At 60.6% G+C, this 24,908-nt stretch carries 18 protein-coding genes and 1 pseudogene; 12 read left to right on the top strand and 7 right to left on the bottom strand.

Going from position 1 to position 24,908, the window contains the following annotated elements; genetic code table 11:
• Positions 1 to 249 precede the first annotated feature (249 nt).
• A complete protein-coding gene (locus M0D65_RS13245) occupies positions 250 to 576 on the bottom strand; it encodes a hypothetical protein (RefSeq protein WP_143098017.1) in 327 nt (108 codons plus the stop codon).
• Positions 577 to 1,328: 752 nt separating this feature from the next.
• On the opposite strand from M0D65_RS13245, the pseudogene M0D65_RS13240 reads away from it, so the two are divergent.
• The 4 genes and pseudogenes from M0D65_RS13240 to M0D65_RS13225 form a co-directional block, all read left to right on the top strand.
• Positions 1,329 to 2,912 (top strand): annotated as a pseudogene (locus tag M0D65_RS13240) (peptidase S10); the annotation flags it as partial.
• Positions 2,913 to 2,990: 78 nt separating this feature from the next.
• Entirely contained in the window at positions 2,991 to 3,362 is a 372-nt protein-coding gene (locus tag M0D65_RS13235) for a 2-oxoglutarate dehydrogenase (RefSeq protein WP_266253061.1), read from the top strand.
• A 293-nt stretch (positions 3,363 to 3,655) separates the two neighbouring features.
• The gene (locus tag M0D65_RS13230) at positions 3,656 to 3,994 is read left to right on the top strand and encodes a hypothetical protein (RefSeq protein WP_266253059.1); all 339 of its coding nucleotides are present in this window, start codon (positions 3,656 to 3,658) and stop codon (positions 3,992 to 3,994) included.
• 182 nt (positions 3,995 to 4,176) lie between these two features.
• Positions 4,177 to 6,636, top strand: coding sequence for a DUF3772 domain-containing protein (locus M0D65_RS13225; protein ID WP_266253058.1), 2,460 nt, complete (start codon positions 4,177 to 4,179; stop codon positions 6,634 to 6,636).
• Positions 6,637 to 6,708: 72 nt separating this feature from the next.
• Here the strand turns inward: M0D65_RS13225 and M0D65_RS13220 are convergent, their stop codons facing one another.
• From M0D65_RS13220 to M0D65_RS13200, 5 genes are all read right to left on the bottom strand, one after another.
• Entirely contained in the window at positions 6,709 to 7,515 is an 807-nt protein-coding gene (locus M0D65_RS13220; RefSeq protein WP_266253057.1) for a hypothetical protein, read from the bottom strand.
• A 211-nt stretch (positions 7,516 to 7,726) separates the two neighbouring features.
• Positions 7,727 to 9,085 (bottom strand): fimbrial protein, encoded by a 1,359-nt coding sequence (locus M0D65_RS13215; RefSeq protein WP_266253056.1) that lies wholly within the window; start codon positions 9,083 to 9,085, stop codon positions 7,727 to 7,729.
• Between the two features lie 116 nt (positions 9,086 to 9,201).
• A complete protein-coding gene (locus M0D65_RS13210; protein WP_266253402.1) occupies positions 9,202 to 9,891 on the bottom strand; it encodes a molecular chaperone in 690 nt (229 codons plus the stop codon).
• Between the two features lie 49 nt (positions 9,892 to 9,940).
• Positions 9,941 to 12,490 (bottom strand): fimbria/pilus outer membrane usher protein, encoded by a 2,550-nt coding sequence (locus M0D65_RS13205; RefSeq protein ID WP_266253055.1) that lies wholly within the window; start codon positions 12,488 to 12,490, stop codon positions 9,941 to 9,943.
• A 54-nt stretch (positions 12,491 to 12,544) separates the two neighbouring features.
• The gene (locus tag M0D65_RS13200) at positions 12,545 to 13,090 is read right to left on the bottom strand and encodes a fimbrial protein (RefSeq protein WP_266253053.1); all 546 of its coding nucleotides are present in this window, start codon (positions 13,088 to 13,090) and stop codon (positions 12,545 to 12,547) included.
• A 937-nt stretch (positions 13,091 to 14,027) separates the two neighbouring features.
• Here M0D65_RS13200 and M0D65_RS13195 point away from each other — a divergent pair.
• Entirely contained in the window at positions 14,028 to 14,429 is a 402-nt protein-coding gene (locus M0D65_RS13195; protein ID WP_266253052.1) for a DUF3597 domain-containing protein, read from the top strand.
• A 99-nt stretch (positions 14,430 to 14,528) separates the two neighbouring features.
• On the opposite strand, the gene M0D65_RS13190 is transcribed toward M0D65_RS13195, so the two are convergent.
• The gene (locus M0D65_RS13190) at positions 14,529 to 15,443 is read right to left on the bottom strand and encodes a LysR family transcriptional regulator (protein WP_266253051.1); all 915 of its coding nucleotides are present in this window, start codon (positions 15,441 to 15,443) and stop codon (positions 14,529 to 14,531) included.
• A 139-nt stretch (positions 15,444 to 15,582) separates the two neighbouring features.
• On the opposite strand from M0D65_RS13190, the gene mdlC reads away from it, so the two are divergent.
• The 7 genes from mdlC to M0D65_RS13155 all read left to right on the top strand — a co-directional run bounded on the left by mdlC (position 15,583) and on the right by M0D65_RS13155 (position 24,885).
• Positions 15,583 to 17,220 (top strand): benzoylformate decarboxylase, encoded by a 1,638-nt coding sequence (gene mdlC / locus M0D65_RS13185; protein WP_266253049.1) that lies wholly within the window; start codon positions 15,583 to 15,585, stop codon positions 17,218 to 17,220.
• Positions 17,221 to 17,269: 49 nt separating this feature from the next.
• Positions 17,270 to 18,721: an aldehyde dehydrogenase gene (locus M0D65_RS13180; protein WP_266253047.1), complete on the top strand. Its 1,452-nt coding sequence runs from the start codon at positions 17,270 to 17,272 to the stop codon at positions 18,719 to 18,721.
• A 124-nt stretch (positions 18,722 to 18,845) separates the two neighbouring features.
• The gene (locus M0D65_RS13175) at positions 18,846 to 20,258 is read left to right on the top strand and encodes an MFS transporter (RefSeq protein WP_266253046.1); all 1,413 of its coding nucleotides are present in this window, start codon (positions 18,846 to 18,848) and stop codon (positions 20,256 to 20,258) included.
• 582 nt (positions 20,259 to 20,840) lie between these two features.
• Positions 20,841 to 21,893, top strand: coding sequence for a glycosyltransferase family 2 protein (locus tag M0D65_RS13170; protein WP_266253045.1), 1,053 nt, complete (start codon positions 20,841 to 20,843; stop codon positions 21,891 to 21,893).
• A gap of 63 nt (positions 21,894 to 21,956) precedes the next feature.
• Positions 21,957 to 23,000 (top strand): hypothetical protein, encoded by a 1,044-nt coding sequence (locus tag M0D65_RS13165; RefSeq protein WP_266253044.1) that lies wholly within the window; start codon positions 21,957 to 21,959, stop codon positions 22,998 to 23,000.
• Positions 22,997 to 23,770, top strand: a complete 774-nt coding sequence (locus tag M0D65_RS13160) for a hypothetical protein (RefSeq protein WP_266253042.1) — start codon at positions 22,997 to 22,999, stop codon at positions 23,768 to 23,770. The genes M0D65_RS13165 and M0D65_RS13160 overlap by 4 nt, the downstream gene beginning before the upstream one ends.
• Positions 23,767 to 24,885 (top strand): hypothetical protein, encoded by a 1,119-nt coding sequence (locus M0D65_RS13155; RefSeq protein ID WP_266253041.1) that lies wholly within the window; start codon positions 23,767 to 23,769, stop codon positions 24,883 to 24,885. Before M0D65_RS13160 ends, M0D65_RS13155 begins: the two co-directional genes overlap by 4 nt.
• Positions 24,886 to 24,908 lie beyond the last annotated feature (23 nt).

Raw genomic sequence — 24,908 nt, 5'->3', positions numbered from 1 at the left:
GATTACATACCGTCAGGCTACACAAACCGGCATTAAGGTGGAGTAAAAATCACGCTCGACCTTGCGCCCGGAATCGGTGCAAGCCGGTTTATCTATGGAACGCCCTGCCGCTATACATACCAACCGCTTTTCCAGTCGCGCTCACCGAAGGCAAACGCGACTGGAAAAGCGGTCGAATACGGCTATGTAGCGGCACGTCTTGCTGAACTGCGCTACCGAATCGCTTAAGCGCGTTACCCGATTTGCGAATCAGTGCGCCGCACCGTTGATGGCCAGTCCTGCCGGTCGCGCTTCAAAGCGGTACTGAAGATGAGTGGGGTAGTGCGGGTCCACTTCGCGCACCAGACGATCGATTTCCCGTCGCAGCTCATCGGAGCCTTCGACACCGAGCACGCGCGTTGCCCGCGCAATCCCTTCGCCGAACTTCTCGACCATCAGCGCTGCGAGCGCCGGCGTATCGGCACCGCGTGCCACATCGCTCAGGCGATGATGCGCGTAGAGCTGGAGTACCTCGATCAATGCATCGATATCGCGGTTTTTCATTGCGTTGGCGGCCCCGTCTGTTTGTTCCTTCACTACACACTCATTTCAGCACACGCCATGTCAAGAAGCCGTAAAACTGCCGCAGTCGCGTGCAAAGAATCTGCTAATGCGGTGCAGCACACTCACACCGCATTTGAGTATTGCCGCAGCATAAGATCTTCTTGACGTTCCAGATGGCCGGCCTAATATTGCGCATGTAATTCTTCAGAAAAACCAGAGGCGTATCAAAGCGCGGAATGAAGCAATGTGTCCGCGCTCTTCATCTGCAAAGAAGAAAGGGATAACCGTTCCCGGTAACGAAGCGTATGTCGCACGATGTACGTTCCGTCACGCCGTCGCATCCCCATGTTTCCTCGCAAGACATCGTCGCGTCACAGATAGCGTTCGCACATGCCTGTGCTGCCGGCGTATCGGGCAGGATTCCAGATTACATGGGGAAGTGTCATGCATTCCAGTAGGCGTCGCAGAAGTCTGTTCTGAAACCGTGGCACGTACCACTACACCAGCCCATCCGGTCGTGATTTAGCCGGCTGTGGCACCCAGCAACTGGTCAGGCTGGGTGTGGCGACAGGTTCGCAATATGGCGCGGCCTATGTCGGCACGAGTGCGGTGGAATGCTATTAACAGGAAAGGACAACAAGATGAAAGCAGATCGTCAATTGAATGTCAGGATTGCTCCGCAAAAACTTCGAAGATTCATACGCACGGTAGCGCCGGCGCTGACGCTGGCTGCCGGTGTGTGCGGGATCGTGCTCGCGCCGCCCGCGGCCTATGCTTTTCCGCCCGATCAACCGTACGTGGATAACACCGCTTACGCATTCGGCGCCACCGATGGTCTTGCGGCATCGGCCGTGAACGAAAAGGCCGGCGTGGCTTATCACCAGTTGACCTATAAGGACAGCGGCAGGCGGGTCGACTACACCACCACGACCGGGCATCTAACCGCAATGGATGCGAACGGCAATCCTGAAGCGTCGATGTTCTACGTCGCGTACATCGCGAAGAACAGAGGACCGTTCCCGCGTCCGGTTACCTTCTTCTATAACGGCGGCCCCGGGTCTTCGTCGATCTAGCTACGGCTCGGTTCATTTGCGCCAAGCAGAGTCGCGACGCCCGATCCGTACACGACCGGCTGGCCTAACTTCCCGCTCGTGGATAACGAAGAGAGTCTGATCGATACCACCGACATGGTCTTCATCGACCCTCCCGGCACCGGCTTCTCCGAAGCAGTGTTGCCCAACACCAATCAGACGTTCTGGGGTGTCGATCAGGATGCCGGCGTGATGCGCGATTTCATCCTGCGCTATCTGGCGGTTAATCCGCGGCCTAATTCGCCTATCTATCTGTACGGCGAATCGTACGGCACGCCGCGTACCGATGTGCTCGCGCCGTTGCTTCAACAGGCTGGCGTGAAGCTGACCGGGATCGTGCTGCAGTCGTGCATTCTCGACTACAACGATCAATACCCCAGCACGTCGGACTTGCAGCGTGCGACCGACTACACAGTGTCGCTGTTGCCGGGCTATGCCGAAGTGGCTGCATTCTTCGGGCTGGTCACGCCGCCGCCGCCGTTTGGTGTACAGGTAACACCGCCGCTACCGTGGCTGCGTAACTTCGCGCAGATGATGCGCGACTTTTCGACCCGCGATTACGCGCAATTCCTGCCGTACGGTCCGACCTTCCTCGGTCTGGCGAATCCACCGGTATTCCCGACGCCGGCGGTGTACACGCAACTCTCGGCGGAAAGCACCGTCAACGCCAGTGCGCTGACCGCTTACCTCGGGCCGAATCCGCTGAATACGGCACTGATACCTGGCTACACCATCGGCGGTTACGACGGCCGGGTTTCCGCGGCGAACAACAGCCCGATCATCGCCAGCGATTCCGATCCGTCGGATGCATTGATGTCCACGCCGTTCCCGATCATCCTGAACCAGCAACTGCCCAACTACCTGAAATACACTGCGCCGAATACGACCTACGTGACCTTGAGCGATACCGCCAACGAGAACTGGGACTTCAGCCACGGTGGCCTGGCGGAACCGGACACGATTCCCGACTTGCTGGCCGCACTGACGCTGAATCCGCATCTCAAGGTACTGGTTGAAAACGGCTACCACGATCTGGTCACACCGTTTTTCATGACCGAGAAGGATCTTGGACGGTTGAAGAGTGTGAAGGGTATCCACCCGGATATTCAGGTCACGCACTATGCCGGCGGTCACATGATCTACCTGGAAGACACTTCGCGGCCGCATATGAAACGCGATCTGGTCAGCTACTACTATGGCTTCCCGATCGAAGGCGCAATGCGTTTCCACCAGTTGCCGAAACCCTGGTCTGACCAGCCACCGGCCGGCACGCCTTAAGCGCCGGCTGCTGTTCGTGGAACCGGCGTCAATGACGCACGGAACGACTATGATCAAGGAAGGCATAAAGGAACTGCTATGAAAAAGGCACTTTATCTGACGGTATTTGCGCTTGCTGCAATCGCCGGCGCGGCCCAGGCCAGCGATGTGACTCAACCTTCTACCCGCGTTGTCAGACACGGTGTGGACGGCCCGTTCTTCCCTGCTAACAGGCCAGTCACACCGGCACCGGCGGCATCGACTGGCGATACGCTGCAGGCTCAAGCAATGGCGCGTCTGAAAACGAATTTCGATGCCGCCGCTGCTACCGGCAACGGTTCGCTGACGCAGCAACAGGCGCAGAAGAGTCGCTTGGGTTATATCGCCAATAACTTCAGCCAGATCGACGTCAACAAGACCGGCAAGGTTACTTTCGACGATGTGAAGCGTTATCTGCAGTCGCAGCCGTAATCGACCGGCTCTCCGCTGGGGAGTCGATCAGCAACAAGCGCAGCCTGATACATCGGGCTGCGCTTTTTTTATGACTTCTCTGTACGCCTACCTGATTTCGTCCACTCGCCGCATTGCCAATCTTCGCAGTACTAGATAGGCTCATGCAGTTTTGTCACCAAAGGAGGAGACGGACTGCCATCTCGATTTAACATGTTTCTCAATACCGCGATAACGTCTGCCGGCCGTGCTTGCATGTGCAGCGCAAGCCTGCTGAAACGGCGACGAAACCCGCAAGCAATCGTAGGTAAGGAATGGTTATCAAAAGTCTCAAAATTTTCACTGGCATCGGTGTATTTATCGTTCTTGCGTGGATCATCGCGACAATCCGTGTGCCGCGGGCGCCGACGGCTCAACCATGCACGCAGGAATGGTTTTCATACCTGGACAAGAACTACTTCGATATTTCAGATGGAGAAGGGCACGGTCCGGATGTGGGCAGCGGAGAATGGCTCGGTGCAGTAGAGGTAAAAAGCGGACTTCCACGGCAGAGTCTCCTTCCAATGCAGCAGCGGTGCGAGTTGATCCAGAGCCGGCTCGAGAGTCGTACTTACATCGTCAATCGAGATCGTCGCTGGGCAACCTCGTTTTGAGGGCGCCTTGACTTCACACTTCGTGCCCATTTAAGGGAAAAAGCCTGGCCAGCGGGTAGCGGCCAGGCGGCTGGAACAGCGCAATTCGGGATAGGTGGGGCGGTTGTGGCAAGCTATGGCTAACGCCGGATGCGTTTTTCGCCACTCCTCGCTTACGCCATGCATCGCAATCCAACCTGAATATGTCGCTAAAGTTCTTTTCACACATCGCTGTGGTCGCCGCGCTCACGCTGAGTGCGGCGGCATTGCCGGCTGCGGATGCCGCCGGCACAGGCAACACCGATGCTGCCGCTGTTGTCGCCGCCAGCGCGCCGGTTCTTGAGGCACCCACTGCCGTCGCAATCACGCCCGAGGCCGCACAAGCTGAACTAAAACGGCTGCAGGGCGCACAGGACCGCATCAAGCAGCAGGCCGGCGGTGCGACGAGCTTCAAGCAACTGTCCGGATTCGACGATGCAGCCCAGCAACTGGTAGCCGATACCGACAAGCTGATCGCAGAATTGCAGCCCGTGCGTGCGCAACTGCAGACGCAGATCGATGTGCTCGGGCCGCCGCCCGCCGCAGGCGCCACGACCGAAGCGCCCGCCGTCGCGCAGCAGCGCTCCGGGCTCGACAAGCGCAAGGTGCAACTGGATGCCCAACTCAAGCAGGCCGCCGACACAAAGACCGCGCTCATCAATCTGATTGCGCAGATCGCGCGGCTACAGCACGGGTTGCTGAAGAATCAGCTGGCGTTTCGTTCCGGCAGTATCCTGGGCGGGCAGTTCTGGTCACCGCTGTTCAAACCGAATCCCGACGACGTGCAGAGCCTCAGCGCCTTCGGCGCGGAGGTCGCACCGGTGCTCGAAGCTGCATGGCAGCCCGGGCAAAAAGCCGGCACGCTCCTTCTGCTGCTGCTCGCCGTAGTGGTGTGGACGGTGGGCCGTCGTTTGATCGATCGCGGCATGGCGTATGTATGCTTTCACCATTTGCCCGAAGGTCGCCTGCGGCGCAGCGCGCTGGCGCTGTCAGTGACGCTTGGCACCTTGCTGGCGACGGGCGTTGCCGTGCAGTTTGTGTACCTCGCGTTGACGCGCCACGCGGAACTCACTCCGTCGCTGCAGGACTTTGCCGATGCGCTCGCGAAGCTCGCGTGGACCTGCGCACTGATCGCCGGTCTCGGTCGCGCGTTGCTGTGCACGCATCATCCATCGTGGCGTCTGCCGGCGATCGCCGATCCGGTGGCGCTGGCGATGAAGCCGTTCCCCACGGCTCTGGCAGGGCTGCTGCTGCTATCGGGTGCGCTCGAACAGCTGAACCGGACCGTCGATACGAGCCTGCAGGTGACGCTCTTCGGTCGCGGGCTCGTATCGCTCGTCGTGGTACTGACCATCGGCGCGTCGCTGATACGGGCCAACCGCGTGCGCTCGGCGCTCGCTGCCGCGGGCGAATCGCCCGAAGCACGTTCGACGTTTGCCGGTCTGATCCACGGGGCCGTCACGTTGACGGTGGTGGTATCGCTATTCGCGCTGCTGATCGGCTACATTTCGATCGCGCGGTTTCTGACCTACGAGCTCGTATGGTTCGACCTCGTGCTATGCAGCATGTACCTGCTGACGCAACTGACGAAAGATCTCTGCGAAAGCTTCTTCTCGCCGCATCATGCGAGCGGCAAGGCGATCAAGCATCTCTTCGGTCTGCAGGACATGCATCTCGATCAGGTGTCGACGATCCTCGCGGGTGGCGGGTCGAGCCTGTTGATGCTGCTCGCCGTGTTCGCATTGTTTACCGGTGGCTTCGGCACGACGCCGGGAGATCTGCTCGACAGCCTGCTCAATGCATTCGGTGCGGATCGGTTGCAGCGATTGAACATCGTCCCTGCGCATATTCTGAACGCGCTGATTGCGTTGATCGTCGGTGTTTATCTGCTGCGCACCGTGCGCCGCTGGCTCGATGCCGAGTTGCTGCCCAAGAGCGGCGTCGAACCGGGCATGCGCATCTCGCTCGTTACGCTGTTCAGCAACCTCGGCTACGTGGTCCTCGTGCTGCTGATCCTCGCGTTACTGGGCGTGCAGTGGAGCAACCTCGCGTGGATTGTCAGTGCGTTGTCGGTGGGGATCGGTTTCGGTTTGCAGGAAATCGTCAAGAATTTCGTGTCCGGTTTGATCCTGCTGACCGAGCGACCCGTGAAGGTCGGCGACATGATCAGCATCAGCGGTGTGGAGGGCGATATCCGGCGCATCAATGTGCGTGCCACGGAAATTCAGCTGAGTGACCGGTCTACCGTGATCGTGCCGAATTCGCAACTGATCTCGCAGAACCTGCGCAATGTGACGATGGGCAATAGTACGCAAGGGGTGGCGACGTTGATGCTGACGTTTCCGCTTAACACCGACCCAGAGCAGATTCGCGACATTCTGCTGGGTGCGTACGAGGAGCATCCGGCGATTCTCGACAAACCTGCGCCATCGGTGACGTTTAGCCAGCTTACGCCGGATGGCATCACGCTCAGCGTGACCGGCTACGTGATCAGCCCGCGCATTTCAGGTTCGACGAAGAGTGAGTTGTTGTTCGAGATACTGAAGGCTCTGCGCGCTGCGGAAATTCCGTTGTCGAATCCGCAGACCTTGATGATTCACAACATGACTGCGCCGGGGGTGTGATCGGCGGGTTGAGCGGTGCGTTAAGGACGTGCCTTGTGAAAGGGCGACCGCGCATTGCACGGTCGACTTCAATCAGGGCTTCGCATCCTCTTGCTTCACGTCGTCGCTGGCTGGAGCGAAACGGCCTTGTGCCGCGACGAGTTGATCGTCGGTGGTCGCCACGAGCCACAGACGCGCATGCTCCGCGATCCAGCGGTTGTGGTCCTTCAACGGACCCATCGCCGCGGCGGCTTTCCAGACCACGGGCGCGGTCTTGCTCTTCCTGCCCGACGGCGCACCTACGAGCAGGCAGTAAGGCCCGAGCGGAAGCGAGACAAACGGCAGGGCAGGACGGGCCTGCACGCGCCAGTCGATGAACGGCATTTCGCTGATCAGCAGCGGCGCGGGCAGGCCGTACAGCACACTGAAATCGTAGAGCGCCAGTTGCTCGCGCATGCCGACATAAACACGCCGGATATCCTCGACGACAGCCGCGCGGATCTCGTCGTCGAACATGGCCTCTTCAGCATAGCGGGCCAATGCCTGCTGAGCTTCCAGTTGATACGCGCTGAAGAGGCCGAGTTCGATGCAGTCCTGCACGGCGCGCTGAACCTCGGCGACTGAACCGGCTTCCTCTGGTTTGCCGAGTTGCGCCGCCCGCAAAAAGCGGGCGAGGCCGGCTTCCTGGATGGCAGGTCCATCCGTGGAGCGATCCTCTTCGAGGACCTTGCCAATCGGCACGTAGACATATTGCTCGGCTGCGAAATGCGACTTCTTGCCTTCGTCGAACTTGATCTGGCCATCGAGGCAGTCCAGATAACGCGTCCCAACCCGGCCGTGCTCCCAGACCCAGTTTTTCAGGAACGGGCGCAGGGGGTGCAGTCTTTCGTGATCGGTCATTGAAACCTCCAGGTCGCCCAGTATAAGGCTGGGTTGCTAGTGGCTCTTTGGAATGTGGGCGTTTTGCTCTTCGTTGTGAGGGATTGTACGGGTTGGGATGTGGACGCCGCGGGTGGGGGATTGCAAAACGCGAATCTGCTTTTGGAGATCCAGATAGCGGACGGCTCGAATGGGAATCACCCAAAAGCGCCACACGAGCCGTCGCCAGCTTTTACTGATAGGTGAGCTTGTATATCACTTCTGCTCGCACGTTTCCGGGAGTCACAGGGCCCGTGGAGATGTACCGGACAGACAATGGGACAGATTTCAGATCGGCGGACGGACCGAGCGCCCATACTTTCTGATCCCCGAATTCGACAAGCGAACCACTCTCTCTGACCAATTGCAGAGCAACGCCAGAAGCAGTGCCATTCCCGCTGGCAATCGATAATTCGGTTCCCGAGTTGCTCGGCGTGCGCGCATTACTCATCGACATCGAAACGGTTGTCCCGCGAATGCAATTCAGGTTAATCGTAAACCTGGTGCCTCCGGCCGTGGAACCGACTCTACGCAGTTGTGCAGTCATGACTTCCAAAAGCCGAACCTCCTGCTCTGGCGTGGTCACGTTGCAACTGGTCGGCCGCATGACGGTACCGGCAGCGATCGTCTGCGTGTGCGACACCGATGGAAAACATGAGCCAGAGAAGGTAACAGTCATGCTGGGCAGGTCGGTCAGTTTACCGCTACCTACCTGCCCCGTTGTGATGAGCTCAGCGCTTATCCACCAGTCCTGCGACAGCGTCTGCCTTGGAACCCCGTTAAACGACTTCTGACCTGGAGCAGCCTGTTCATAATTGCCGTTCCAACCATTCGTCACGTAGAAGCGAACACCGATGCCGTCGACATTTGTGGCATAGATGTTATTCGATACCAATCTACCGTTGATCGCAATGCTTCTGTTGACCCCACATGTAAGCGTTCTGTTCCAGCCGATTCCAATATTCTGGGCAACACTACTGGTGTGCGGTTGAAGTACGTTATTGCCAGAGGTCATACTCGTAAAAGGTACGCTAATCTCCGAATTGAATTTAAGCGGAGACACATTGAAAAGCGGCACCTTTAGTGCGGCGGGGACGGGTGGTGCCGGTGCAACCGGAGGTGTAGTCGGACGTGTTGGTGCCGGTGCAACCGGAGGTGCAGTTGTAAGTGGAGGTGCAGTTGTAAGTGGAGGTGCCGGTGCAGCCAGAGGTGCAGGTGTGGATTGTCCACGAGCGTTATTGAAATCCTGCGGAGTCATGCATAAGCCGTCCCATCTCCCCGTTAGAGCGTCTGGATTACGTAACGGTAGAAGAAAGAAGGCCTTCGGGTTTCGCACGGTCACGGGGCCGGTCCACTTGTTACCTCCGTTAAGACAGTCGGCAACAGTCGCTAGATTGTTTAAAAAGAGACCGGGAATGATGCGACGCTGAGCAAGAGCCACGCCCTGAGTTGCCATGAGTATTCCGCCAATCGCGGCCACTATCACTGACCTGCCCGTGCGATCGGAAATAAAACGTACAACGAAATTAAACGGGTTGGAAATCTTGGTCATACGATACTCAAACTTGCAGAATTAATCGATCCAATCGGAGCAGCAGGGAGTGCGTCGGTCTTCGTCCGAAAAATGCCCCGAACTGCAAGTAAATATCACCATATTCTTCCGGTGGTTTACTTCTCCGTACTCTTGCATACCCCGGCGCTACACGCATACTTGACCACCACCTGACCACCATAGTCATCGATATGGGATACGTATAACGTGGTCGGCATTGCGATGCTGAATGCCGTTTCGATCTGGCTCATCGGGCTCGCCATCAGCGGATTGAACGGTATCGCTGTCTTTTGCGCGTCTGCTGCCAGTTCTACGATCGTGATGTGATAGGGCGTTGGATTGTCGAACACCAGCTTGTGACTGGCCGTATCGATACGCAATGTCATCGGTAGCGTGGGGTCGACGTCCTGTGCAGGCCGCACGCCATTGGGACGGTAAAACAGCTTCAATTGCGAATGTAGTGCGAGCTGCAACGTGTTGGGCGTATCCACTTTGGGCGGCACTTCGCGGATGTTCAGATAGAACACCGTCTCGCGATCGGCTGGCAGCGTTGCGCCAGGTAAGCGTGCGATGCGTAGCACGTTACTTTCATTCGGCTCTATTCGTTGCAACGGAGGCACGACGATGAGTGGTGACGTAATTTTCTCGCCCTGCTCATTTTCAATCCATGACTGAACGAGATAAGGGTTCGTGCTGCTTCTGTTCGTGACAGTGATTTTCGTTGCTGTATCGCTTTCGTTGAGGACTACGCGGGTACGATCCGGTTCGACTGAGGCATGCGCAAAAAAAGGAGCGCACACGAACATGACGATTGCGGCTCGCGCCGCCAGAAAATGGTTTTGGAACATCATTTTTCTACCACGAGGAGGGGATGATTTCGGTTGAGCCTGAAGTCGGCGAGCGACTTGCCTCCAGGCTTTCTGTCCGGCAGACAACGGGGATCGGTTTGCCGTCCAGCTGTATCTGGTCCGGTAGCGAGTCGAGCGAGCAGATTGAGTTGTGCCCGGCTCGCACGACCATGTGCATCTTTGGCTGAACCTGCGTCAGATAGGCGACGCCTCGTTCGCCGACAATGCCGAATTCCTTGCCCGTTGCCGCATCCTGAACGGATGCGCCGAAGGGCAGATCCTTGCCGTCGCGATCCGTAAGCGCCAGCAACATGCTGCGCCCGCGCCCGACATTGAACTGCATGAAGCCGATTGCGCCGTCTGTCAGTACTGTGCGCTGGATCGAATTCGTCACCTGTGTGTCGAGCGGCAGTTTTCCGACATCGACGCTTGCACTGTACGAGGTGTACGGGGGCACGGCGTCGATCACCGTGTATCCGCGCGAATCCGATTGTGAATACGAATCCGACAACGGTACGTCCGACACGCCGTTAGTCGACACGACCAGTCGCGTGTCGCCTGCATTCCCGTTTGCGTGCGCGGACACGCCGTGTCGCGTCGCGATCAGCGAACCGCTGACTTCAAGCGCCGCCGCTACATACGAGTTCACCGCACTCGACACCTGCGCATTCAACCGATGGGTGGATGCATGCCGGGCATAACGGGCGCTCGCCGTCGGACGGGCGTCAACCGTCATGCCGCCAGCCATCTGGTACGTGTTACCAAGCCGATCGTCGTAGAAATAGCCCGTGTCGTAGCTAGTGCCGGCGCGGCCAGTCGTGATACGTGTACTTACCTGCCGGGTTCCCCCAAGCGGCAGCGACGCCAGCACAGCGAGTTCGTTGCCGCTGCCCATGACACCTCGGGTGCGAGAGGTTGTCAGGCTGACGTTGACGTTCTTCAGTCCGCCAAACGAGACCACCCGTGATAGCGTGATTGCGAGGTTTTCGTCGGACTTGCGCGCCCAGTAACCGCGGTGGGTGTACTGGAGGGACGCCGAAACGTCACTGAAGCTTTTCGACAAACTGATCGTATAGAGTTGCTTGCTGCTCGCGAGATTGCTCGCGCCCGGATCGCCGACGAATTGCGCGAAGCTGGTGAAGTCTCTTTCCGAAAAGCGATAACCGGCGAAAAACAGATCTGCGTCGAGCGACTCGAAGTATTTCGCATAGTTGACCCTGTACGAGTTGCCCCTGCGTTTCTGGTGGTTCCACCACATCCGTGCGCTTGAATGCGTAATGTCCACCGACAATGCGCCGAGCACGCCCAGATCGCGACCGATACCGAACGCCGTCGACAGGTAGCCGGATGTCGCGGTGCTGCCTCCATAGACCGTGAAGTCGTAGGGCAGGCCGTATGCAGCTTCGAACTGACCGAAGAATGGTGTGATCCCGTCGCGTCCTAGCGTACGGGGCTTGCCGACTGTCGACTTGTAGCGAACCTGCCCCTGGCGCGCGAGATACAGCACGTTGGCGGTCGTGACCTGGAAACGTCTGACACTGCCGTCCTCTTCCGTTACGGTGACGTCGAGCGTACCCCGTAGACTTGGATCGAGGTCCCGCAATGAGAACGGGCCTGGCGGCACCGTCGTGACGAATAACACGCGGTCTTGTTGCGATATCGTGACGGTTGCCGCGGAGCGCGCGATACCGGTAATGGTCGGCGCATAGCCTCGTAGAGAGGTTGGCAGCATGCGGTCGTCGCTGCGGATCGACACACCTGAAAACGGGACGAACGTATCGTCGAAAATATCCGATGCGAGGTAGTCGTTGCCGAACGTGACAGCGGAGCGAATCTTCGGCAGTGGGAGAAACGTATATAGCCGGTTGAAACGCAGATTGCGGTCCTGATTGGTCGAACGGCCGATACCCGATTGTCCCTGGAAGTCGCCGCGAAAGCGCAACTCGCCCCAGTTCGCACCGACCGTTCCGAACGCCTGCAAAGAGCTTTCCTGGCGAGGACCGATTTCGAACGAGCGTCGCGTATTGCCGATCAGATGGTAGTCGAGCATGGCGCCGCTAATACCACTGCTCCATTGCTCGGGTGGTATGTAGTTGAGGTCGGTATATTCGAGCGCTGTCTGCGGGATGGTGATTTTCAGACGACCGTCGCCTTTCAGATAGCGGATCGTCGCGCCTTCGACGCTAGCCAGGTCTGCGCATTGCCCGTCCTGAAAACTCGGCATCTCCTTGACAAGCGACGGCTTCAGACCGAATCGTGCGACCAGATCTGGCCCAAGGCACGGCCGGCTACCCTCCGATGCGCTGTCGGCGACGAACTCCAGCGTCTGCAGGCCGTAGAACACGTCGTTGACCTGTACGTCGAGCACATACGATCCCGGAGGCGTGAAATCCGGTTGCGAGAACTGCGACAGATCCACATCGTTCGATTCGCCGATGCTGAGGAACGCCGAGTTGAACTCTGCCGCACGGGCTTCACCGCCGATTACCAGAACGGGGACACAAAGAAGGGAATAACCGATTCGCACGTCGACATTACCAAAACGGAGGGGTTTCATCGTTATGGGCCGAACAGCGGAAAGGGCGATATACCCTTTCCGCCTGGCACATAGTTACTGGTAGCGAACGGTGAAATTCGCGACGCCGTCAGCGGTGCCCGCCGTAACGTTTGCCGCCGTTGCTTCGTACATCGCGGCGAAACGCACGACATTCGTGCCGTCGTTCAACACCACCTGGCCTCTCTGTTCGGTACCGTTGTCGAGAAATTCTCCCGATGCGGATTGCAGACGAATACCGACGTTCCGCGCACTGCCGACAGTGGCAAACAGTCCTGCCTGCGCCGCATTCGACGTGCCGGTGAACCTGAAGAACGCATTCTTCAACGTGGTCGTGTCACATTGAGTCAGCTTGATGTCGAAGCTCTGCGGCGCCGACTTGTCGCCAACTGCCTTGAACGCATTGGTGGGTACGCCGCCGAGGTTCACGGTCTGGTCCTGTGACACTCCTTCGATGCCACACGCGCCGGCCACGATCGTTCCGGTGAAACGGACGACCCCCTGGCCGCCGGTAACAGACTGTGCGTTGGCAATAGTCGATGCAGACAACGTTGCAAGTGAAACTGCAGACAGAAGGAGGAATTTATTCGAGATTGATTTCATAAAATGAATTATTAAAAATGGTTAAAAATCGACCGTGTGGTTTCGATGCGATGGTTTCCCATATCGATCGAGAAATGATCGAACATTATAAATTTTTGACTCTACAAAACCGGGGAGATGCCAGGTCATCATGTGTCGTCGTATCGTGTGATAAGTAGATCGTAAGCGGGTTACATTTTTACCTCCGAAATTTCATTAAGTTATAAACTTATAAGGTGGGAGCGTCGACGTGAGTGGAGGAATCTTTCACGTGAAAATAGATAATGACGATGTGATCGCCCAGATTGAGGTCTGGCGATCTGCCGTGACGGAAATTGATTGGCATCCATTGATGCGCGAGCGGCCGGTGGATACAGGCTAGCCGGGACGTTGCACAAAACGATGGTCCGAGATGACATCACAGGTGCGAAATCAGTTTCTACTTCGTTAAACAAAAGGTGCGGGTGTGTTGTACGTCCGCGTATTCGTAAATAAGAACCCCAACTTTATAATCCCCGTCATGAACTCACCGCATCTCCAAATAAACACGTCGGGCGAGTCTCAGGATCATACCGACCTAGATATCTAGTAATTCGGGCAATTGTGAATATTCGTCACAACATGCTCCAATACCGTCATGCCGCTGTGCTTTGGCCGCACATGCGTTGGCAAGTCGGTTATTCGCCGGGTTTGTGCGGCATTAATAGGATTGCGGTTGAGCGCGGCTTGCCGGTCGACTCTCGAAGTCGTAGTGCTGGTCTCACGCAGTACGAGTGATTTTTTCCCGCGAACGATACGGCGGGTCCGCGCTACACAAAATCAGGAAGAAATCAGCGACGACAGCGGCAGGCAAACCCCCATCTCATTTCCTGACACACAGATCGCGTAGCATAGACAAGCTCGCACACCGCGAGCGATTGAATGCTTCTGCGAATCACCAACCCATGGGAGATGAAAAATGAGCATCTTTGGCGAAATCGTGAGCAAGCTGTTCGGCAAGGCGAAGCCGGATCAACCCGCGCCGGCGGCCGAACCCACTCCGGACCCGGCCGCAGCGCAGGCCGCTGCCCCGGATGCCGCTCCGGCTCCCGCACCGCTGGCCGACGTCGACGTCGCAGCCGTGATGGACCAGGCGGTTGCGGATAGCGGTCAAACGCTGAACTGGCGCACATCGATCGTCGATACGATGAAGGCGCTCGGTGTCGACAGCAGCCTCGAACACCGCAAGCAGTTGGCCCAGGAACTCAAGTACGACGGCGACACGAACGATTCAGCGAGCATGAACATCTGGTTGCACAAGCAGGTCATGCAGGCGCTGGCAGCAAACGGCGGCAAGTTGCCGGCGGATCTGGCGGGCTGAGTTCGTTTCGAACCGTGCCTCAACAAGGGGCGCTGCGAAAGTCGTGTCATGCGAAGCATGCGCAACTTTCGCAGCGCCCCTTTTCATTAGTACTCGCCGCTAAGGCTGCTTGTATTCCGGCACGATCGTATTGAGTTGTTCCAGCAACTTCAAAGCCGGACTCGGCAAAATCCCCTGACGTCTGCGGAACGCCGTCAACGTGCGCCGCCCGACCAACCCCGGAATCGGCAGCGTATCGAACACGCCCGCGGCGCTCTCCGTGTCGTACATCGGCGCGGCCATCCAGCTCAGAAAACCGGCTCGCGTGACGAGACTCTTCAGCACCGTGATCGAACGCGTTTCGACCGCGATAGCGGGCATGCCCAGTCCATGTTCGGCGAATACCTGCTGCATATGCTCGAACGGACCTGTGCCGCGCGGCGGCGCGCACCATTGCTGATCGAGAGTATCGGCGAGACATAAATCCGCTTTGCGGCGCAACGGATGATCGAGCGCGGCAACCACATGGCTCGTGTCTTCCCAGCGGCAACTGGAGATCGCGACGATCTCGCTGGTGTCGGGCACAGCCATGCTGAGCACGAGATCGATCTCGTGCTTCATCAGGCTATCGGCCAACCGGTCCCACACACCTTCGACGATCTCCACACGCAGATTCGGCCAGCGCGCAAGTACGCTGCTCACCGCGAGCGGCAGCACGAGCGTGGCGATGCTCGCCACGGCGCCGACGCGGATCGTGCCCTTCGCGAGGCCGCGCATCGCGTCGATTTCCTCGTGAGCGCTTTCGGCTTCCCGCAGCAGCAACGTTGCGTGCGGCAGCAGCGCTTCGCCGATCGCGGTCAACCGCATGCCTTTCGAATGACGTTCGAATAGCGCGGCACCGAGCTCCGTTTCGAGTTTCTTGATCGTACGACTGAGGGCAGGTTGCGTGATATGGAGCGCGTCCGCGGCGCGACCGAGACTGCCGCTCGAAATGATCGTCGTGAACGCCTGAAGCTGCGGAAAACTGAAGTTCATCGCTGGCCTACATCGAACTCGGGGAAAGTCATGCCAAAAAGTAATGCCTTTTCGTTAAAAAGGCAATTTCCAGTCTGGCATCGGGGCCTGGATAATGGCGCGATCAAAACCACAACGCACATCCACAGGAGCCCATTGCATGACCCGTAGCGCGCCTCATCCCGATCTCCCGAACACCCGTCGCGAGGCACCCTTCACGGTGCGCGACGCCGTGATCGACCTGCTGCGCAGACTCGGCATGACATCGATCTTCGCCAACCCCGGCTCGACCGAGCTGCCGCTGTTTCGCGATTTCCCCGCCGATTTCCGCTACGTGCTGGGCCTTCAGGAAGCGGTCGTGGTCGGCATGGCCGATGGCTTTGCGCAAGCCAGTGCGAACGCGTCGTTCGTCAATCTGCATTCGGCGGCGGGTGTCGGCAATGCCATGGGCAACATCTTCACCGCCTTTCGCAACCGCACACCGATGGTGATTACCGCCGGCCAGCAGGCGCGTTCGATCCTGCCATTCGATCCGTTTCTCGCGTCGACGCAGGCCACCGAACTGCCGAAGCCCTATGTGAAATGGAGCATCGAACCGGCGCGCGCCGAAGACGTGCCGCTCGCGATCGCGCGTGCGTACCACGTTGCGATGCAGGAGCCGCGCGGGCCGGTGCTCGTATCGATTCCCGTCGACGACTGGGATCGTCCCGCCGAGCCCGTGCCGTCGCGCATCGTCAGTACCGCGACGCGTCCCGATCCTGAACTGCTCGAGCGGATCGGCGCGGCACTCGATGCATGCGAGCGCCCCGCGTTCGTGATCGGCGGTGCGGTCGATCGTGCAGGTGCATGGGATGACGTCGTGCGCCTCGCTGAACGTCATCGGGCGCGCGTCTACGTCGCGCCGATGTCGGGGCGCTGCGCTTTCCCGGAGGACCACCGGTTGTTCGCCGGTTTCCTGCCGGCCATGCGCGAACAGATCGTCGAATTGCTCGGCGGTCACGATCTGATCTTCGTGATCGGCGCGCCGGCTTTCGTCTATCACGTCGAAGGCCATGGCCCGCATGTGCCAGACGGCGCTTCGCTCTATCAACTGATCGACGATCCAGGCGTCGCTGCGTGGACACCGGTCGGCACGGCTGTGGTCGGCAATATCCGGCTCGGCGTGGTCGATCTGCTGGCGCGTCCGGCGCCGAAACTGCGCGCGTTGCCTGCGCCGCGCGAGGTACCGCCGCGCGCGCTGCCGCCGGTGTCATCGGCGCCGTCGGAGCGGATGTCGGTGGCATTCGCCTTGCAGACGCTCGCCGAACTGCGCGATGCTGCCGATATCGTCGTCGAGGAAGCGCCCAGCTCGCGCGCGGCGATGCAAAGCTATCTACCGATCACGCGCAGCGGCACGTTCTTCACGATGGACAGCGGCGGCCTCGGCTACGGCATGCCGGCCGCCGTCGGCATCGCACTCGCGAAACGCGGCACGCGCGTCATCGCGCTGATCGGCGACGGTTCCAGCATGTATTCGATCCAGGCGTTGTACAGTGCCGTACAACTGAATCTACCGGTCACGTTCGTGATTCTGAACAACGCGCGCTATGCTGCGCTTCAGGAATTCGCACCGGTGTTTGGCTTCGCAGCAACCGATCCGGTGCAGGGCACCGCACTTCCGGGCATCGATTTCGTCGCGCTTGCCGCGGGCATGGGTTGTCCTGGCGTGCGAGCGAACGATGCCGACACGTTGCGCGACGTGTTGCGCGACGCACTGGAAGCACGTGCTCCGCGACTCGTCGAGGTCGTAGTCGCGTAACGCGATTGAGCAAGCCAAGGTTTCGCAGAAAAAAGACAGGAGACAAACGATGCAAAACATTTCGATGCTGATCAACGGCGAACGCGTGCAGGCGCGCAACGGCGCGAGCTTCGAGCGCCGTAATCCACTCGATGGCGAAGTCGCCACGCGTGCGCCGGCAGCCACCGTCGACGACGCGCTCGCCGCTGTCGATGCTGCCGCAGCCGCGTTCCCTGCATGGTCCGCCAGCGGCCCCAGCGAGCGCCGCGCGCTGCTGATGAAAGCCGCGCACGCGATCGAAGCGCGCAGCGACGCCTTCGCCGCCGCGATGGCGGCAGAAACCGGCGCATCCGGTATCTGGGCCGGATTCAACGTACACCTTGCCGCGGGCGGCCTGATCGAAGCCGCCGCACTGACGACGCAGATCGCCGGCGAGCTGATTCCCTCCGATGTGCCCGGCAGTCTCGCGATGGGCGTGCGTCAGCCCGCCGGTGTCGTACTCGGTATGGCGCCGTGGAACGCGCCGGTAATCCTCGCGGTGCGCGCGATCGCGTTGCCGCTCGCGTGCGGCAATACGGTCGTGCTGAAGGGCTCGGAGGTGTGTCCTGCCACGCACGGATTAATCGTAGAGGCGTTACAGGAAGCGGGCTTGCCGCCCGGCGTGGTGAACTTCGTGACCAACGCACCGGCCGATGCGGCCGCGGTAGTCGAAGCGATGATCGCGCATCCGAAAGTGCGGCGCGTCAACTTCACGGGATCGACTCACGTCGGCAGGATCATCGCGCAGAGTTGCGCGCGTCATCTGAAACCGGCCGTGCTCGAACTGGGCGGCAAGGCGCCGCTCGTCGTGCTCGACGACGCGGACCTCGACGCCGCCGTCGCGGCGGCCGCGTTCGGTGCGTTCGCCAATTCAGGCCAGATCTGCATGTCGACTGAGCGGATCATCGTCGACCGGCGCATCGCCGACGCGTTCGTCGACCGGCTCGCAGCGAAAGCGCGCAGCCTGCCGCTCGGCGATCCACGTCAGGGGCCGGTCGTGCTCGGCTCGGTGGTCGATATGCGGACCGTCGAACGTTGCAACGCATTGATCGACGATGCGCTCGCGAAAGGCGCGACGCTCGTATGCGGCGGCAAGGCCGACAGCACGTTGATGCCGGCCACGCTGCTCGATCACGTCACGCGCGAGATGAAGATCTACACCGAGGAATCGTTTGGTCCGGTGAAGGGCATCGTGCGCGTCGACGGTGAAGAAGCGGCGCTTGCATGCGCGAACGACAACGAATACGGTTTGGCGGCGGCGGTATTCAGCCGCGATATCGCGCGTGCGATGAACGTCGCGCGGCGCATCGAATCGGGTATCTGCCACGTGAACGGCCCGACCGTGCACGACGAAGCGCAGATGCCGTTCGGGGGCGTGAAGAGCAGTGGGTTCGGGCGCTTCGGCGGTCGGGCCGGGATTGCCGAATTCACCGATCTGCGCTGGATCACGGTGCAGACTACGCCGCGGCACTATCCGTTCTGAGCGCGGATCGGTAATTCGCAAAGCAGGTCGGCGGCACCCTTACTGGACGGATGATAAAAAGCGCGGACGCAGGCAACAGGTACGCTTGCGTCGATCGATACGCGCCACACATGGAGACACGAAAATGAACAGCTACGTTCCGCCGACGGAATTTGCCGGCTCGCCAGGCAGCGCGTCCGATGCGGCCGGCGCGGCCGGTGTTTCCGATGCCGACCCGCGCGCAGTCGACATCGGCCGCACGCTCGACGACGGCCCTTACACGGCGCTACAGAAATGGGTAGTGCTGCTGGCGGCGCTGTCGATTGTCGTTGACGGATTCGACGGTCAGTTGATCGGCTTCGCGATTCCCGTGTTGCTCAAGGAATGGAATCTTGCACGCAGCGCGTTCGCTCCGGTGGTTGCGGCGGGGTTGTTCGGGATGGGTATCGGCAGTGCGTGCGCGGGGATTTTTGCGGACCGCTTCGGTCGGCGCTGGGCGGTGATCGGCAGCGTGCTGCTGTTCGGCGTGGCCACCTGCTGCATCGGCCTTGCACCCGACATCGTGACGATCGCCGTGTTGCGTTTCATTGCAGGACTCGGCATCGGCGGCGCGCTGCCCAGCTCGACGACGATGACCGCCGAATTCACGCCGGCGCGCCGCAGAACGCTCGCGGTGACGGCAACGATTGTCTGCGTGCCGCTCGGCGGGATGCTCGCGGGGTTGTTCGCGCATGACGTGCTGCCGGCGTACGGCTGGCGCGGTCTGTTTCTGATCGGCGGGGTGTTGCCGATTGTGCTTGGCGTGCTGCTGCTGTTCGCACTACCCGAGTCGCCGCGCTTTCTTGCCCGCCGTCCGGCGCGCTGGAGCGAACTGGGGCGCTTGCTCAATCGCATGTCGCGTCAGGTCCCCGCCGATGCCGTATTTACCGATGTCCGCGAGCAGGCCGCCGAGCAACATCGCGGCGTGAGCGCGCTTTTCATGCAAGGGCGCGCGCGGGACACGATTGCCATCTGGATCGCGTTCTTCATGTGTCTGGTCGCGGTGTACAGCGCATTCAGCTGGTTACCGACGATGCTGAGCGCGCAGGGCCTGTCGCTCTCGGTGGCCGGCTCGGGGCTGACTGCGTACAACCTCGGCGGCGTAGTTGGCGCGCTGGCGTGTGCCGTGGCGATCGCGCGCTACGGGTCGCGCTGGCCGTTACTCATTTGCGCGCTCGGCGCTGCATTGAGCGCGGCACTGATGCTCGGCCTCGATGCGAAGAGCAACACCGCGTTGCTGATCTTCGGTCTCGGCGTGCACGGTCTGTTCGTCAACGCCGTGCAGTCGACGATGTACGCGCTGTGTGCCTACATGTACCCGACCGGAATGCGTGCGACTGGCACCGCTTCGGCGCTCGCGTTCGGTCGATTGGGCGCGATTACGAGTGCGTTTGCGGGCGCCGCGGTGATCACCACGGGCGGCGCGTTCTCGTATCTCGCGATGCTCGGTGCGGCGATGGCGGTGGCGATGATCGCGCTTGCGGTTGTGCGGCGGCATATTCCCGCGCGAGTTCACTGACGTGGGGTCGTGAATCGAAACGCCAGGCGGTGTGCGGGGGCAGGGCGTTTCGGTTCAACAGCACTTCAGGCTTCGACGATATTTACGACACGCCGGAAAACCAGAAGAACGGCAAGAACTGAAAAATGGAAGAATCTATATTGGAGTATCTGGACACGACTGCTTCATATCTATTTTTTGCAATACCGCGTGACAGACAACCTGATTTTGCTAGAATCGCCCGAACAGAAACAGAAAGAACTGGATTAACCTTGCAATAGCCTTTTGCAAGGAAGGTAATCCAGACGAAATTCGGGAGCTCGCCATGGTTTATTCCGGTTGTTACGCGGATTTTGCAAGCCGCGCTCCCCAATGTGATTATCGGGGCGGCGCTTTCGCAGACCCGGTGGGGACTTTCATATCCGTCCACGCGTTATTTCCACCTGTTCAACGCCCATTCGAGCGACCGGACAATCCACCGGGACGAGGCTGATTTCGCGTCCGGTTTCATGCATCGGATAACGGACGACTTTTCAAACCCTACACGTACCAAGAGCATTCCCGAAACAGGCAAAAACCGCTGTCATCGCTGAGGATGTCACCATGCATCAGTCCGAAGGAGCAGTAAATCGCGCGGCTACCATCGCAGCCAGTACGGCATTCGTACTGGAAACCAATAATCTGCGCGGCGGTGGCGATATACGTAAGGCCATTGCGAGTCTTAAACGGTTGATTGTGCGGCTCGCGCAACAAACCGTGCCGCCGTCGTCCTTCGCCCAGTGGATCATCACGCACGATGGCTTGCCGCCGCAGGAGCGCGACGAGATTGCCAGGCTGGCGGGGCGCCCGGTGGAGTTTGTCGAGATCGGCCCAGACACCGGTTACTACGACGCAAAAAATCTCGGCTTCGAGAGAGTCGATCCGGCGCGCTGCACCTACGTGGCATTCGGCGACGCCGATTGCGTGCCGGACGGCGACTGGCTCGTCCAGTTGCTCGTGCCCTTCGACCAGCCGGCCGCAGTTGCACCGATCGCCGTCGCCGGACGCACCAGCTACGCCGCGAGCATCGCAGGCACCGCGTTGACGACGATCGATTTCATGTACTTCCCGAGTCCGCTGCGCGACGGAGCCACGCGCAACTTCTACGCGAACAACGTTGCGTTTCGTCGCGAGGTGTTCGAGCGCTACCGCTATGAACCGCTCGACGGCGTCTATCGCGCGCATTGTCAGGTCATGGGGCTGCGTCTGCAGGCTGCCGGGCTGGCCGTGCACTACGCGCCGCTCGCGCATACCGAACACCGGCTACCCGATACGCGCCGCGAAATCGTCAAGCTGCGCTGGATGCGCGGCGAAGACAGCGTCGGCCTCACGCCGTACCTCGTGCGTGCGTACATGCCGGACTGGCTGCAATGGCTTGGACGCAGCGGTCCGCTGGGCCCGTTGTGCGTGATGGCGGGACGACTCCTGTTCAGCTTGCGCGCACTCAACCATCAGGAGCTGCCGCCGGTGCACGGTTTGCGCCGGATAGCGGCAACGGGGTTTGTCGTTGGGGTGTCGCTGCTCGATACGCTGGGCGCGGTGGTGCGCGGTATCGGTCTGGGTGCCCGCCACGCAGTGGGGCGCGACGCCGATGCGCTGTCCTATCACCGCCACTGATCACGCGCCGCACGTTATCGTCGCGCTCGCTGCGCATCCGTCATCTGCCTATCCGGGGTTGCCATGAAAAGAATCTACGCTGTCTCCTTGCCGGTTCGTCACGCCGTCGTTGCTGCGTTCATGCTGCTGAGTGCGGGTGCTCATGCCGCGACGACCGACTTTACGGGTCGCGGCGTGTTCCACTTCGAATCGAAAAGCGGCTGTCCGCTTGCGAGCACCGATCAGAGCGCCACAGACTGCAATCGCGTCGCGCTCGACCTGGCCGACGTCCACGCCGCGGTCGACACCGCAGCGAACACGATCGTGTTTTCGAGCGGAGCGGCGGACCATGACGGCGCTGTTGTCGGCGACGTGTTGTTGCAAGGCAGCGGTGTCGCCACCGACGGCCGGCGCGTTCCGTTGAGCCTGCATCTGCTGCTGCGCCAGTCCGGCAGCAAGTGGAGCCCCGACATTTACGTGCATGCGCCCGTGCGCGGCAAGTTCACCGACGTCAAGATGGACCCGTATCGGGTGAGTGTGCGCGAAGGCACGACGGAGCATGTGGTGCTGACGCCGCAGCAGGCGCTCGACGTCCTCACTCATCCGTCGCTGGCTTCGCGGGTGGCGCGAGAGTTCGTCGCCGTGCGCCCGAGCGATGCGAAGAACCCCACCGCCGACGACATCACAATCGCGCTCGGCCTGGGGCGTCTGTCGAAATCGGTGGCGCGGGCCAGTTTTTCGGCGAGCGGCGCCGATGCCGACCTGAACCAGACGCTCGCGAGCGGCACATGGACGATCGAAATCGAAGCACTGAGTGGCCAGATTCCGTTGTGGGTCACCCAGCGCGAGCTGTTTCTCTTCGGGCTCGACGACAGCGCGCTGCTGCAGGATCTGCGCACGCACGGCTTCCACTCGCACGACAAGCTCGTACTGGGTGCTCGCGACGGCAAAGGGTATCTGAGTTTCAACGGGCATGAAGAAGCCTTCGCCGGAGCAGCCGCTTCGGGACGCTCGTTCATGCAGGACAGTTTCATCGGGCTGATCCTCGCTTCGCACCGCGACGCTGATGTGCAACGCACATCGAACGCGCCGCGGACGAAGGATGCGACCGGCAAGCAACCCGCATGAGCACCATCGATCACGCGCGCGCCGTGCACGAGGCGACTGCTGTCTACGACTGCCTCGCCGCACCCGTGCCACATGGCATCGCGGCCTTGCAGGCATGGCTCGTCGATCGCATCAAGCGCGCGGCGATCCGGCTCCTGCATGACAGTCGGCGCGGCGAACAGCTTCTGCTGCGCATGTATCTCGCCGGCGAAGAGGCAACCGAACAGGCGTTGCATGAGGAACTCATGCCGCAACCGCCCGCGTGGCTGGCGCGCCAGGTCGAACAGCATCTCGCCGATGAACGGCGCCACGCGCAAGCCTTCGCCGACGCACTGCATGCAACCGGTGCCAGCAGCATGGTGCGTCTCGCGCCCGACTGGGTCAGTCGTCGCAAGATCGTGCGCTGGCAGCGTCTTGCGCGTCGCCATGCGCCGCACTTCTCCTGCGGTCTGCTAGTACCGGCGTATGCGACGGGCCTATGCGCCGAACAGATGGCAGAGCGCGTGTTGCGTCGTCATTGCGAGGTGATCGGGACCGCGCACGCCATGTACCCGTTGCTGTCGGGCGTACTGGAGGACGAACGCCGGCATGTGCGTCTTTGCTCGCGTACGCTGCAACACGTGGTGGCGCCGCACGAGCAGGAGCGGCTGGCGCGACTGCTGGCCGAAATACGCGCGATCGAGGCGGGCTTCGGCGTAACGGGGGCGCTGGCGATGTACGCGGCCGGTTGGATGCACAGTCTGTCGGGCGGACGGCAGGTCGGTTCGCGCTCACCCATCGTCCATCGATGACGCCACGCATCGTCTACCTGGCCACGGCCGATGCGCGCGGCCATCTGATGCGTGCGCAGTTGCTCGTGCACGCTTTGCGCCAGGACGGCGCGCAGGTCGAAGTACTGACCACATCGGATGCAGGGCAGCGCTTTCTCGCGGGCTTCGGTATCGAAGCAGAGATTCTGTCGAGCCACTACGCGGTGCAGTTCGACAGCCGGCAGAACATGCTGCGCGGCGCGACCAATCGCAACGTTGCGCACTACATCTTTCGGCCCGGCAGGATGCTGCGCGATATCGTGCGCATGCGCCGAGTTGCCCGGCATGCCGACCTGATCGTCAACGATTCGTTTCATCCAGCATTGTTGTTCATGGGCACGCTGCCTGGCTGGCGACACAAGGTGCTGCACGTGTACGGAGGAAGTCTCAAGGCCGCGCTGCTCGGCAACTTCGACGGTGTGCGGCCACGCAGCGCGGGGCGCGCGTTTGGGTGGATCGTCGGCAGGCAGATCGAGGCGGCGCGGTCGTGCATCGAGCACGACTTTGCCTACGAGCTTGCGGCAACGGAGCGTTCGTCGCGCTACCGGTTGCCTACGCCGGTGCCGCTTGTCGGTCCGCAGCCGCACGCGGAACAGGACGGTGCGGCGGTTTATCTGAATCCGCACTTCAGCGATCCAGGTCTCGCGGACGCCTTATGTGCGGGTATTGACGATGCCGGGTTGACCTCGCATCGGGTCGGCGAAGGGTATGCGGGGCAGGACGGCTGGCTTGCTGTCGATCCCGACTGGGCGAGCCGCGCGGCACACGCGCAGTTGATCGTGTCGGCGCCGGGGATGGCGGCGCTATCGATTGCGCTGATCTACCGCCGTCCGATCATGCTGGTCTTGACCGATCAGCCCGAGCAGGCGACCAATGCCGCGCGGGCCGCGCAGCTGGGGCTCGTGCATCGGGTGGTCACATGGCACGGCGATGCCGACGATTTTCGCGAGCAGGTCGCGCACGCGGCAACCGAGTTGACGGCGAGCGGCAAGAGCGCGGAACAGACCGTGCCGGCGGGCCGGGAGCGCGCCCAGGCACGCGTCGATGCATGGATCGCACGGTTGCTCGCGCTGTGTGGCGAGCACGCGCGACGATAGCAACGCACCAGTCATTCGAGGTC

It is taken from the genome of Paraburkholderia sp. CHISQ3, assembly GCF_030464945.1.
Classification (GTDB): domain Bacteria; phylum Pseudomonadota; class Gammaproteobacteria; order Burkholderiales; family Burkholderiaceae; genus Paraburkholderia; species Paraburkholderia megapolitana.
This window is presented reverse-complemented; position numbering and strand designations above follow the sequence as displayed.